The following is a 12,418-nucleotide window of genomic DNA, read 5'->3' as shown; positions in this document are numbered from 1 at the left end:
TCAAGTCCCTCCTCCGCTACCAACCCTCGTGGTGCTCGACGTTTGTCGTTCGGCCACTCACCCACTCAAGTTCAGCCTTCCCGTGGCAGCGCGGTATGGACATGGTGTTTCGATCCAGCAACGGTGCGTGCAGGGAAAAGGTCGACAACCGCGGTGCGCCTCGGCAATCGTGCGCCGGGGGACGCGATATGAAGCAGATTGCGGGGACGGCGGTCGTTCGGACGGGGCGGCGGGGTTCGACCATAGCCGGTCGCCCCATGCGGGCCGGCATCGCAGGCAATGTCGCGCGAAACACCGGGGGTTGCGGCAGCCCCCTTCTGGTCTCGACGGCCGCATGACGCCGCTGGAGGGGCATGGTGCCGACTCCGTCGAGAATACCGCGCATCGCATCCGCTATCTCGACGGCCTGCGCGGCGTCGCCGTGATAGCGGTGATCGGCTGGCATTATTACGGGGCGACCTACGCCGCGAACCTGCCGTATGGCGACCGCCATCGCGCGCTGCCGTTCTTCGGGCAGGGATGGCTGGGCGTGTACCTGTTCTTCCTGATTTCCGGTTTCGTGATCTTCAGGACGCTGGAGACGTCGACGGACGTGGTGCGCTTCCTGATACGTCGCTGGATCCGGCTGGCCCCCGCGCTGCTGCTCTGTTCGGTTTTGCTGGCCGCAGCGTCGACCATGCTGCCGGATATGCCGACGGGAGGGTATCGGGTAGGCGATATCGCGGTGGCGCTCACCTTTATTAGCCCGTCTTTCTACCACGGGTTGATGAAGATCGACGTTCTGCCCGTCGATGGCGCGTACTGGACGCTGGTCACCGAATTCTCGTTCTACGTAATTTTCGGCGTGCTGTATTTCGCGTTTCGCTGGAAGCGGGCGGTGGCCGGCCTGATCGCGCTTTGGGTGATCGCCGCCGGACTTCGCTACATTTCGGTGCCGCTGCTGGGCCGCGCGCCCGAGCCGCTGTGGTGGGCGGGGCTGGAGTTTTTCGGATGGTTCGCCAGCGGTGCATTGTTCTACCGCGCGCACGAGGCGCGATCGCCGCGCCTGTATTGGCTGGCGGTCGCGATCGGTCTGGTCTGCTCGCTGACGAACTTTCGAGTCGTGCTATGGAGCGACAAGGCCGCCTTGCTCGGTGTCGTGGTGCTGTTCGCGGCAAGCCAGCGCTCGGTCGCGATTCAGAAGCTGCTGGCGACCCGTGGACTGTTCTTCGTCGGGACGGTCAGTTACCCGCTTTATCTGCTCCATAATCACCTCGGAGTGGGCATCATCGCCGCCGTGGGCACGCGCGCGGGTATAGGGGCACCGTTGGTGCCGGTTGCGGTCGCCGGGCTGTTGGTGCTGGTCGCCTACGCCATCCACGCGGGATATGAGGCGCACGCCGCGTCGTGGCTGAAGCGATGGCTGTTGCCGCCGCGATCGCGGGCAACGCGCCGCTCCGAGGCGCAAGCCTGAGAAAGGGCGCCGCCCACCGCGGCGCTTCCTCAGGCCGCAAGTGGCGCGTCGGGCTTGTAGCCGACTTCGGCGATTGCGCTGCCGTCCGGATTCTTTCCCTGGCGATACAGCGCATTGACCTTCTGGCGTTGCGCCCAGGTGAGGTCATCCCAGTCCTCGCGGTCGATGCCGGGACGTCGGTCGCTGCCCGCAGGGAGGTCCGCCGCGCGCGCGCCGCCGCCCGGGGCTTGCGACTTTGCCCGTTCGTCCTGGTTGAGCTTCAACGCTTCGTCGAGTTCACCGGCGTCCAGCGCTTGCTCCAGCTTGGTCAGGAAGACGTCGAACATGGCTTCGGGGATGTGGTTCGTCGACGCGCCGTTCAGGGGGAGCGTGCCACCGCCGACCTTCACGGTGAAGGCGACGATGCCGTTCTGGACCTGCCACCATCGCCCGCTCGCCTTGACGGTGCCGTTGCCGCGCGCCGCATATTGCTCGCGCGTCCGGGCGATCCCGTCACGCATCGGCTTCCGCACCTTCGCGGGATCGTCCGGCTTCACCGCAAAGGCTTCGGCCAAGCCCTCATTGTCGATGAAGCTGGCGAGCGAGTCCAATATTCCCATGTGCGCCTCCTTGCCCCGTACGTGGCGCTAGGCGGGAGGAATTACCTTTCGGTCAACGGCTTGCGAGATGACCGAAATTCCCGCCCCACATCCGATCGATCCTGCCCATGTCATCGGCCGCCAGACGCACGAGCGCGGCCCGTTTTCTGCCGCCATTGCGGGCCGGTACAGACTTCGCCGATGGCGTTCCTATCGGAAGCCGCCCTGCGTCATGGATACGGGTCGCTACCCGCTACCGACCGGCGGGCGGCTTCACGCCGCCAGCCCCGACATCGCCGCGACGATCTCGCTGTCGCTGGAGACATGGTCTTCGATGACGCAGCGGAAATCGAGCCCCGGGATGCCGTGGTCGGTCGGGACCCGCGCCTGCGCGACGACCAGCCCGTCGAGCGACTGGATGCGCGCCGCCCCGCCGGCGGCATGCGGATGCTGTTCGTGGAAGCGGCGCGTGCCCGTCGTGGCGACGATGCGACCGTGCGGGTCGACGATCGAGATGGTCGCGCGGCGCGAGGAGCGGTTGAGAACGTCGATGAGCTGCGCGACCTGCCCTTCGAAATCATATTCCAGATAGCAGACCCCGATCGTCACCCCCTCTACCGCGACGGGTGCGGTGAAGATCAGGACCTTGCGTTCGTGCGACCAGGGATTGGGCCAGACCTCGTCGGTGGACCAGCCGGCCGGTAGCGGCCCCTGCATGACCGCCCTGAACTGCGCGAAGCTGTCGAAGCGGACCGAGCGCACCGCGGCATTTTCATGCGCGCACGCCCCGATCCGACCGTCGGCAGCGACGACGAAGCCGTTGAGGAAGTAAGGGGAAAAGCTGAGCAGCGAGCGCATCCGCTCCACCGCGCGGGCGATGGCGCGGTCGTTATCGGAGAGCAGCAGGCTCTCGCGTACCGAATGGTCGCTGGCGAGCACGCGGACGTCGATCGTGCGGTCGAACAGCGTGCGCGACAAGGCGTCGGCGATCGACTGCGCCAGTTCGCCGAGCCGTCCGCCCTCGAGCTCGCTGACGAGGTCGCCGGCGATCCCGCTACCTTGCTGGAGACGGCCGAGCAGTTCCTCGCGGAAGGCACGTGACGAGCTGCTCGCCTGCGCGGCGAGCGTCTTCACTTCCTGCGCGACGACGCCGAAGCCGCGGCCCGCCTCGCCGGAGCGGGCGGCTTCGATGGCGGCATTGAGCGCCAGCAGCCGTGTTTGCCCGGCGATCGCTTCCGACCGGTCGGCGTGCGCGGCGACTTCGTCACTCAACAACGACAACAGGGACCTGATCCGGCGCGGCATGGTGTCTCCATCGGTAATCCGGCGGGTTTAGGGCCGGATCGTTAACCGATCGTGAGGCATGCCAATTTATCGCATCGGCTCAGAGGCTTGATGGTCAGGCGGGTACGCCGAACAGATCGTGCTCGTCGGCATCCTCGATCACGACGCGCAGGATGTCGCCGGCCGCGAGATGGCCGGCATCGCGCAGGTGGACCTCACCGTCGATCTCCGGCGCGTCGGCCATCGATCGCCCGGAAGCGCCGCCGCTTTCGGCATCGACCGCGTCGATGATGACGTCGAGCGTGCGTCCCACCTTGGCAGCGAGCTTCGCCGTCGAGATCGCGGCGGTCTTCTCCATGATCTGCGCGTAACGTTCTTCCTTCACCTCCTCCGGCACCGGATCGGGCAGTGCGTTTGCGGACGCGCCCTCGACGGGTTCGAAGCGGAAGGCGCCGACCCGGTCGAGCTGCGCCTCGTCCAGCCAGTCGAGCAGATACTGGAAGTCCGCCTCGGTTTCGCCGGGAAAGCCCACGACGAAGGTCGAGCGGATCGCGATGTCCGGGCAGATCTCCCGCCACGCCTTGATTCGGCCGAGCACCTTGGCGTCGTTGGCGGGCCGCTTCATGCGGCGCAGCACCGACGGCGCGGCGTGCTGGAAGGGAATGTCGAGATAGGGGAGCACCAGCCCGTCCGCCATCAACGGTATGACCTGATCGACGTGCGGATACGGATAGACATAGTGGAGTCGCACCCATGGCGCGATCCGGCCGAGCTCGCGCGCGAGGTCGGTCATGTGGGGGCGCACCTCCGCACCCTTCCACATCCGCGACTGGTCGCGGATGTCGATGCCATAGGCCGACGTGTCCTGGCTGATGACCAGCAATTCCCTGGTGCCCGCCGCGACGAGCTTCTCGGCCTCGCGCAGGATCGCGTCGGGGCGGCGGCTGACCAGGTCGCCGCGCAGCGACGGGATGATGCAGAAGGAGCAGCGGTGATTGCAGCCCTCCGAGATCTTCAGGTAGCTGTAGTGGCGCGGGGTCAGCTTCAGGCCGGCGTCGGGGATCAGGTCGACATACGGACTGAGCGCGGCGGGCGCGGCGGCGTGTACAGCCTCCACGACCTGCTCATATTCATGGGCGCCGGTGATCGCGAGGACGCCCGGAAAGCGCGCGCGGATCGTCTCGGCTTCCTTGCCCATGCAGCCGGTGACGATGACGCGGCCATTCTCGGCGATCGCCTCACCGATCGCCTCGAGCGATTCTTCCTTCGCCGAATCGAGAAAGCCGCAGGTGTTGACCAGCACGACGTCGGCGCCGGAATAGTCGGCCGACATCTGGTAGCCGTCGGCGCGGAGCTGGGTCAGGATCCGTTCGCTGTCGACCAGGTTCTTGGGACAGCCGAGCGAGACCATGCCCACGCGGGGCGGTGAGGGGATTTGCGTTGCCATGGGATCGTCCGCACATAATGCGAGACGGTCCGATTTGCCAGTGGCGGCGTCGCGCGCGATAGCGGTGGCGATCTGAAACGGGAGGGCGCGGCGATGTTGGCGATCGGATTGATGTCGGGCACCTCGCTCGACGGGATCGACGCGGCGCTGATCGAAACCGACGGGCGGCGTTCGGTGCGCTCGATCGCGTTCCGGGGCGAGCCATATTCGGATGCGGCGCGTGCGCAATTGTCGGAGGCGACCGCGCTGGCGCTGACCTATCCACGGCCGCGGGCAAGCCCGGAACTGGTGGCTGCTGGCGCGCTGATCACGCGCACCCATGCGCTGGCAGTGCAGAAGCTGCTGCGCGATGCCGGCGTGGCGGCGAGCGATGTCGGCGTGATCGGTTTCCACGGGCAGACGGTGGCGCATCGCCCCGACCGGCGCTGGACCTGGCAAATTGGCGACGGGCAGGTGCTGGCCGACGTCACCAGAATCCGCACGGTCGCCGATTTCCGCAGCGCCGATGTCGCGGCCGGCGGTCAGGGGGCGCCGTTGATCCCGATCTATCACGCCGCGCTGGCCGCCGGAGTGGCATCGCCGATCGCGATCCTGAACCTGGGCGGGGTGGCGAACGTCACGCTGGTCGACGCCGGCGAGGCGGTGGCGGCGTTCGATACCGGGCCGGCGAACGGCCTGATCGACAGCTGGGTGGAACAGGAGAGCGGGGCACGATTCGACGCGGGCGGTGCGCTGGCGGCTGCCGGGCGGGTGGACGAGGCGGTGCTGACCGCGATGCTCGACCATCCGTTCTTCGCGGCACCCTATCCCAAGTCACTCGACCGCAACGATTTCACGATCCAGCCGGCGCGCGGGCTTTCCGCCGCGGATGGTGCGGCGACGTTGACCGCGTTCACGGCGGCGAGCGTGGCGGAAGGGTTGGCGCTGCTGCCGTGCGCACCGCAGCGCCTGCTGGTGGCGGGCGGCGGGCGACACAATCCCACGCTGCTGGCGATGATCGCAGTGCGGACGGGGCTGACACCGGAGCCGGTCGACGCGCTCGGCTGGCACGGCGACGGGCTGGAGGCGGAGGGATTCGCCTATATGGCGGTACGGACGCTGGAAGGGCTGCCGATCAGCTTTCCGGGCACCACCGGCGTGCCGCGCGCGATGCCCGGCGGCACCGTGTTCGTACCGCACGCATCGTAGCCGCCGCGATCAGCCGTCGAGCGTCACCGTGGCGGGGTGATGTTTGTCGAGGTGCTTCTTGATGCGCTTCAGGTTGCGGGTGTTCGAGCGATAGAAGAAGTCGGCGGCGTCGCCGACCAGCGGCACCATCCCCAGCAGCGTGTCGAAGCCGACGCGCGCCGTCATGCCGAACAGCGCCATGCGTCCCATGCCGAGGTTGCGGGCCTCCCACACCAGCCACATCCCCATCGCACCGGCGAGGACATCGCCCACCACCGGCACCAGCCCGACCACCGCGTCGAGCCCGACACGGCGATTGATGCCGGGGATGACGTACAAGCCTTCCAGCAGGCGCTCGACCGCCTCGACGCGACGGCGCACCGCGGCGGGATCGCGACCGACCGGCAGCGTGTCGAGGAGCGAGGCATTGAGCGGGGTGGGGCGAGCGACCATGATACGTCAGTTGGTGTCGGTACGCAGCCGGTTCAATGGATGCCAGGCGCGCGGGTTCGGCTGCCACTGCCGCAGTCGCAGCGCGACGAGCGACCAGCGCAGTGGCCGGGCGAGCGGCACGAAAGCGACATCCTCGGTCAGCAGGCGATCGGCGAGTGCGGTGGCGGCGGCGCGTTCCGGGAGCGTATCGGCGAGCCGCGCGGCCTCGATCGCGGTGGCGACCTCGGGCGCGCAGGCCACGCACGCTTCGGCGAGATACCAGCGCGCATTGTCATAGGGGGCAACGTCGTCGATCAGGCGCAGGTCGGCGGACGTGTCGTCGAGCGTGGCGCGTTCCGGACGGATGCCGATCGCGAACAGGTCGCGCGCCAGACGCGCCCACAGCAAGGTGCCTCCCGGGCCGCCGGGCAAAGCGAGCCGCAGGACCGGTACGCCGTTGGCGGCGCGCCATGCCGCAACCTGGCGCCGCGCCGCAGCCTGACGTTGATCGGGCGGGACAGCCGCCCACGCCGGCAGGGTGGGCGGTGCGGCGGCGTCGAGCTGGTCGGGGAGGATCGTCTCGCGCGGGAGCCATTCGGGCGAGACGCTGCCGGTCAGGTCGGCGCGATCGAACGCCTGCGCGACTGCGGCGCGGTTGGCGGCATCGGCGAGAAAGCCGGTGCGATTGACGATCGCGAGCCCGAACAATCCCGCTGCCGGATCGATGCGGACGTTGGCGGGAGCGGGGTTGGCGGCCTGGAGGATCGGCCAGTCGGAAAGCGTGCCGCCGCTGACCAGATCCGAATGCCGCTCGACGAAGCGCAGGATCGCGAGCGCGGCGCGTTCGCCACGCAGCCGTACGTTCTGCTCGGGCGTCGGGCCTTCTTCGTCGGGATCGCGGTTCGGGTCGGGGGCGGGGGTGAGCAGCGCGCCGTCGCGTGTGCCCGGGCGACGACGGAACGGGCCGGCGCCACTGTCACGCGCGCGGACCAGCGCGAGTTCCGGTTGTGCGAACAGCTTGAGCAGATCGGGACGGGGACGGGCAAGCTCGATCTCGATGACCTCGGGCGTCATCTCGACCACCGAGGCGACGGCGGTGAGATAGGGCGCGACGCGGTTGCGCGAATTGCGTGCGATCTGGCGGCGCAACAACGGAACGACATCGGCGGCGCGCACCGGTGTGCCGTCGGTCCATTGCGCGTTGCGGAGCCGGAAGATGTAGCTGCGCCCGTCGTCGATGACGATCCAGCGCTCGGCGACGCCCGCCTCGATCTGCCCGACCGCGTCGAAGCGCACGAGCCCTTCCGCAAGCGAGTCGGTGAGGAGCCGGTCGCCGGCCGACAGCGCGGCGCGATCACGCCCGGCAAGCGTCGGCTCGGTACCGATGACGCTGACCACCACCGCGCCCACGTCGGCGCGGCGCCCGCACGCGGTGGCGGCGAGCGCCAGTGCCGCCGCAGCGGTCAGGCGAATGATGCCAGGGCGCGTGGCTACGCTGAAGGTCACGCCGCGAAATACCTGGATTTCCGCCACTTATCCAATGGTAGCCTACCCCGGTTGGTATGATCGAACGTAACAGCCTGGCTGTCTGGCGCAGACGCGTCCTAGCAATCTTTCGGAGCCTGCACAGACCTTTTGCCGCACCGTCCTGTGCAGCGATGAGGAAGCCGGGCGCAAGCTGGCGCGTGACGGCGTCACGGGCGAGGAACTGATCCGTGCGGTCTGCAACGAGGGCCAGCTGTTCGCCGCCGATGCCGACGACCGCTGGGCCGCATCGCGCCGGAGCGCCGCCGCACGGGAGAGGGCGCCCGGCGGTGGCGCCTGGCGGTGGCGCGTGGGTGGTGGCGGTGGTGGCGCAGGTGCTGCGCGCCCGTGGGTCGCTCCGATATGGGATTGCCCGACAGACGCTGCTACGCCTGTCGTGACCTGTCGCGGTCACCTGCGCATCGCATGCGCGCGGTGCCCCGAGCACGGCGGCACGGCAAGCGGGCGCGGTGCCGCGTCGGCCCGCGCTGAATTCAGAGCCGCATCGGTGGCCAACACGCGAGGCCGTCGTTCCCGGCAGACAGTGGTTGATCGAGCCTGCGCTGCGTCTGCGGGGCGTGACCGTAGCTGCGGATGAAGGCGCAGCGCATGCGTTCCGGATCGGCGAAGCCGACGGCCTGCGCGACGACCGAGATCGTCTCGTTTCCATCGCGCAGGCGGATGCGGGCCGCTTCGCAGCGCAACCGTTCGATGGCACGGGCCGGGGTGACGCCGGTTTCCTTGCGGAACAGGCGATTGAATTGACGGACACTCAGGCAGGCGGCACTTGCGAGGCGCTCGGTCGACAGAGGTTCCGACAGGTGATCGCGCGCGAATGTCAGCGCCTTGCGGATACGATCGGTCCGCGGTTCCATCTGGGCGATCGCCGCGAATTGCGATTGCCCGCCGGGACGCCGGTGATAGACCACCAACTCGCGCGACACCGCCTTGGCGAGTTCCGGTCCGTGATCGAGTTCGATCCGCGCGAGCAGCAGGTCGATACCGGCGGTCATCCCGGCGGAGGTCCAGACGGCACCGTCATTGATGAAGATGCGGTCGGCGTCGACCGTCACCAGGGGATAGCGGTCCTGCAGTTCCTGCGCGAATTGCCAGTGCGTGGTCGCTCGTCGACCGTCCAGCAACCCGGCCGCCGCAAGCAGGAAGGCGCCGGTGCAGATGCTGGCGGTGCTCTCCGCGCCACGCGCCGCGTGCCGGATCGCAGCGACGTTGCCGGCCTCCTGCATCGGGGCGATCCGGCCACCCACCACGACTACCGCTTCTGCGACGATCGACGCGGCGGGGTGGGTCGCCAATCCGACTCCGGCATCTCCCCGCACGAATCCTCCGCCATCAGACACGAGTTCGATCTGATAATGCGCATGCCCGAGAAGACGATTGGCGGCATCGAGGGCCGCCAACGGCCCGGCCAGATCGAGCAACTGGAATCCGTCGCACAGAAAGAAGGCAAACGTTCTGGCCATGCAGGTCCTCGGCAAGGCGCGTGGAGCAACGACCGTATCGCTCAAAAGGCGGGTCGCTACCCACAAACCGGCGCATGGCCAAAATCGAGGGATCTTTGCCCGATAAACAGGGGTGATCCGACCGGATCGGCCGGGCCGCCGTTCGCACCGCCCTGCTTTCGCCCGCCCGAAAGCGCGGCAGTGGCGCAGTTCGCATGGGGGAGCGGCACCAAGCCCGAGGCTCACCCCAGCGGGCCGGGATACTCCATGAACAACGCGACATTGCGCGCCGCCTTGACTCCATACGTCTTCGCGATGTCGGTGAGCGCGATGTCGAGCGCACGGGTGGCTTCATGCGCTTCGAGCCGCGCCAGCGTACGATCGATGCGCGTGCCGTCGCCCGCGACGATGTCAGGCAGGACGACCAGCCCATGCGCGAGCCGAAGCGGCGCCTTGCTGGCCGCGACGGCATACGCCATCGTATTTCCGGTCCGGCTGTAGGCCTCGGCGGTGAGCGCGAGCGCGATCTCATCGTCGCCGGCCTGCACGGGAATGGCGAGCGTCACGTCCGGTCGCGCGTCGCGCGGCGGCATGTCGGCGTTGCCCGGATCGGACTGGAACGCATCGCTGTCATGCTTCGAACTCCAGCCGTCGATGCCCACGTCGCGCGCCACCTGTGCGGCCTTGGCGGGGCCGGCGATCGCCTCGACCAGTGCGATGGAGGTCGGCATCGAAGCGCTCACCCCGGCGCTGGACACGACCTTGCCATCGGCGACGTAGCGAATGTTCTTCTGCCACCGCACCTTCGGAAAGCGGCGCACCCGCATCTGCTCGTTACTGTAGTGGGAGGTCGCGCGATGCCCGTCGAACAGGCCGGTATTGGCAACGGCCATCGCGCCGTAGCAGATGCTGATCACGGTGCTGCCCTTGGCCGCCTGCGCCTTGATCCAGCGTAGCAGGCCGGGATCATTGTCGTTCTCGACCGCGGGAACGAAGATATAGTCGGCGCCTTCGGGATGAAGCTTGTCGAAGCTGGCGGCCGTTTCCTGCAGCTGGAAGGTCAACGGCTGCATCTTCACCGGACCGGGTGTCACGGCGACCGACACGACATCGGCCACGCCCGATCGCGCCATCACGCCGAAGGGAATGCAGAAATCGCTGATGATCGTGCCTTCGTTCAATCCGACGATGGCAACCAGCGGTCTCGTCCGGCCGAACCGGGCGCGATAGGGGGCGATCTTCTCGGGCGCAGGATTGTTCGATGCGTCGAACAGACCATCCACCTTCTGTGCGGACGCCGTCTTGCCGACGAGCATCGTGCCGGTCAGTGCCGCTGCTGCGGTCAGGACCATTCTTCGATCGATATGTTGCATGGACGCACCTGATTACTGCTGATGCAGCAGCTTTTCGGCCGGTGCGGCTAGTGGGTAAAGGACGCCGATCGCGGGTTTTCGGACATACGATCCGCGTCCAGCAACGCCAGGAACCGCGCCGCCGCGTCGAAATCGTGACGCTTGGCCGTGCGCACCTGCGTGGCGAGCGTGTCCTCGCCCCATTGCTCGCTCTGCCAATCCTCGTCGACCATCGCGGCGGCCCACAGGCTATCGGCATCGACGGCGTGTTCGGCCAGCGCCAGCGCCCCCACCAGCGTGCCGGTCAGCGTTACGAGCGGCGAGAGGGGGGCGAGATGGAAGGCGTCGCGACTCGCGACCGCCTCGGCCAGCCGCGCGATCGTCGCGGGCGGTTGCGGCCGGTGCATGATCCCCGCAACGATCGTGAAATGCACGTCGTAGCGCCGGCTTGCCCAGTCGAGCAGCGGATCCCAGGCGGCGGCCTGCCGCGCGATCAGCGGCGTCGGGCCATCGGCGCGGTAGCAGAGCAGGTCGTTCTCGGCATAGCGCACCAGCCCTGCGGCGAAATCGCCCGGGATGGCGGCGACGCGGTCGATCGCGGCATTGGCCAGCCCGGTCAGCGGCATCGCGCGTGGATCGATCGTCTCGCCGACCGCGCGCCATTCCTCCGCGATCGCCGCCGCCAGCGCCGCCGTCGGCACGGCCAGCGGCGCGCGGCCGGGCGTGCGCACGGGGCGTGCATCGAGCCGGATCGAGCGGTCGGCGTCGATCGAGACCTCGGTCCAGAACCGCTTCATTTCGGGCTTCTCCAGCGTCGCGCGAGTGCGCGGGGCACCGTCGCCATCATCCACAGGGCGCTCAGCACGATCGCAACGCCCAGCACGCGCGGGCCAAGCGTCTGCGCGCGCCCCAGCAGCACGACCCCCAGCAATGCGCCGGCAGTGGCGGCCAGCCGGATCCCGACGATCGCCGCCCAGCGCGCGCGGGCCGGGTCGCTCATGCCGCCAGACACGCCGGCAGGTCGGCACATCGTTGCGCCATCGCCTGCGCGCCGGCGCTCCACAGCGCCGCCTCGCGGTGATAGCCCCACGTCACACCGACCGCGCGGACGCCCGCGGCGCGTGCCATCGCCATGTCGAAACTGGTGTCGCCGATCATCGCGGTCATATGGGGCACGGCGCCCGCCTCCGCCATGGCGGCGTGGAGCATCGCGGGATGCGGTTTCGACGGATGGCGATCGGCGGTCTGCAAGGTGACGAACCGCCTGGTCAGCCCGTGCAGCGCGAGGACGTGCGCCAGTCCGCGATCGGACTTGCCGGTGGCGATGCCCAGCATCCAGCCGTCCGCCGCCAGCGCGTCCAGCGCCGCCACCAGCCCGTCGTAAAGCGGCTCGGCATCCAGTTCGCCGTCCTCGCGCATCCGGCGGAAGGTAGTCTTGTAGGCGTCGGTCAGCGCCAGATGCGCCGCGGTGCCAAGCTCGGGCGCGAGCAGCGCCATCGCCTCCACCAGGCTGAGCCCGACGATCGCGCGAACCGCCGGGCGCGGCGGCGCGGGCAGCGCGAGCGTGGCGAAGGCGTGCTCCATCGCGCGGCATATATTGGCCTGGCTGTCGACGAGCGTGCCGTCGCAATCGAAGACGGCGAGTCGGGTGGACATGCACGCCTGTTAGTCGGCGAGCCGTGGGAGGCAAGCGGCGAGGCGCGCGTTAACGACTTCGTGAC

Annotated in this window: 12 protein-coding genes; 2 read left to right on the top strand and 10 right to left on the bottom strand. The window is 68.5% G+C overall.

Translation table 11 applies throughout. The features are described from left to right. The first annotated feature begins 334 nt into the window (after positions 1-334). Positions 335-1,453 (top strand): acyltransferase family protein, encoded by a 1,119-nt coding sequence (locus tag SPHPHY_RS0113265; RefSeq protein ID WP_022687173.1) that lies wholly within the window; start codon positions 335-337, stop codon positions 1,451-1,453. A 29-nt stretch (positions 1,454-1,482) separates the two neighbouring features. Here SPHPHY_RS0113265 and SPHPHY_RS0113260 read toward each other — a convergent pair whose 3' ends face one another. From SPHPHY_RS0113260 to rimO, 3 genes are all read right to left on the bottom strand, one after another. Next, complete coding sequence (locus SPHPHY_RS0113260) at positions 1,483-2,052, bottom strand: hypothetical protein (protein WP_156025097.1); 570 nt, start codon at positions 2,050-2,052, stop codon at positions 1,483-1,485. 252 nt (positions 2,053-2,304) lie between these two features. Next, positions 2,305-3,312: a methyl-accepting chemotaxis protein gene (locus SPHPHY_RS22670; protein ID WP_269213764.1), complete on the bottom strand. Its 1,008-nt coding sequence runs from the start codon at positions 3,310-3,312 to the stop codon at positions 2,305-2,307. A gap of 118 nt (positions 3,313-3,430) precedes the next feature. Continuing rightward, the gene (gene rimO, locus SPHPHY_RS0113250; protein ID WP_022687170.1) at positions 3,431-4,762 is read right to left on the bottom strand and encodes a 30S ribosomal protein S12 methylthiotransferase RimO; all 1,332 of its coding nucleotides are present in this window, start codon (positions 4,760-4,762) and stop codon (positions 3,431-3,433) included. Between the two features lie 93 nt (positions 4,763-4,855). Between rimO and SPHPHY_RS0113245 the strand changes: the two genes are divergently transcribed. Continuing rightward, a complete protein-coding gene (locus SPHPHY_RS0113245; protein WP_022687169.1) occupies positions 4,856-5,950 on the top strand; it encodes an anhydro-N-acetylmuramic acid kinase in 1,095 nt (364 codons plus the stop codon). 9 nt (positions 5,951-5,959) lie between these two features. Here SPHPHY_RS0113245 and SPHPHY_RS0113240 read toward each other — a convergent pair whose 3' ends face one another. The 7 genes from SPHPHY_RS0113240 to SPHPHY_RS0113210 all read right to left on the bottom strand — a co-directional run bounded on the left by SPHPHY_RS0113240 (position 5,960) and on the right by SPHPHY_RS0113210 (position 12,353). Continuing rightward, positions 5,960-6,382 carry a DUF4112 domain-containing protein gene (locus tag SPHPHY_RS0113240; RefSeq protein WP_022687168.1) on the bottom strand — a complete coding sequence of 141 codons (423 nt, stop codon included), beginning with the start codon at positions 6,380-6,382 and terminating at the stop codon, positions 5,960-5,962. Between the two features lie 6 nt (positions 6,383-6,388). Further along, positions 6,389-7,867, bottom strand: a complete 1,479-nt coding sequence (locus SPHPHY_RS0113235; protein ID WP_231370421.1) for an ABC transporter substrate-binding protein — start codon at positions 7,865-7,867, stop codon at positions 6,389-6,391. Positions 7,868-8,379: 512 nt separating this feature from the next. Continuing rightward, entirely contained in the window at positions 8,380-9,591 is a 1,212-nt protein-coding gene (locus SPHPHY_RS20165; RefSeq protein WP_231370420.1) for a GlxA family transcriptional regulator, read from the bottom strand. Continuing rightward, the gene (locus SPHPHY_RS20160) at positions 9,588-10,697 is read right to left on the bottom strand and encodes a DJ-1/PfpI family protein (protein WP_022687165.1); all 1,110 of its coding nucleotides are present in this window, start codon (positions 10,695-10,697) and stop codon (positions 9,588-9,590) included. The genes SPHPHY_RS20165 and SPHPHY_RS20160 overlap by 4 nt, the downstream gene beginning before the upstream one ends. 68 nt (positions 10,698-10,765) lie before the next feature. After that, positions 10,766-11,494: an ATP12 family chaperone protein gene (locus SPHPHY_RS0113220; protein ID WP_022687164.1), complete on the bottom strand. Its 729-nt coding sequence runs from the start codon at positions 11,492-11,494 to the stop codon at positions 10,766-10,768. After that, on the bottom strand, positions 11,491-11,697 hold the full coding sequence (locus SPHPHY_RS0113215) for a hypothetical protein (protein WP_022687163.1): 207 nt from the start codon (positions 11,695-11,697) through the stop codon (positions 11,491-11,493). Before SPHPHY_RS0113215 ends, SPHPHY_RS0113220 begins: the two co-directional genes overlap by 4 nt. Then, complete coding sequence (locus SPHPHY_RS0113210; protein ID WP_022687162.1) at positions 11,694-12,353, bottom strand: HAD-IA family hydrolase; 660 nt, start codon at positions 12,351-12,353, stop codon at positions 11,694-11,696. Before SPHPHY_RS0113210 ends, SPHPHY_RS0113215 begins: the two co-directional genes overlap by 4 nt. Positions 12,354-12,418 lie beyond the last annotated feature (65 nt).

Source organism: Sphingomonas phyllosphaerae 5.2 (assembly GCF_000419605.1).
Lineage (GTDB): Bacteria > Pseudomonadota > Alphaproteobacteria > Sphingomonadales > Sphingomonadaceae > Sphingomonas > Sphingomonas phyllosphaerae_B.
This window is presented reverse-complemented; position numbering and strand designations above follow the sequence as displayed.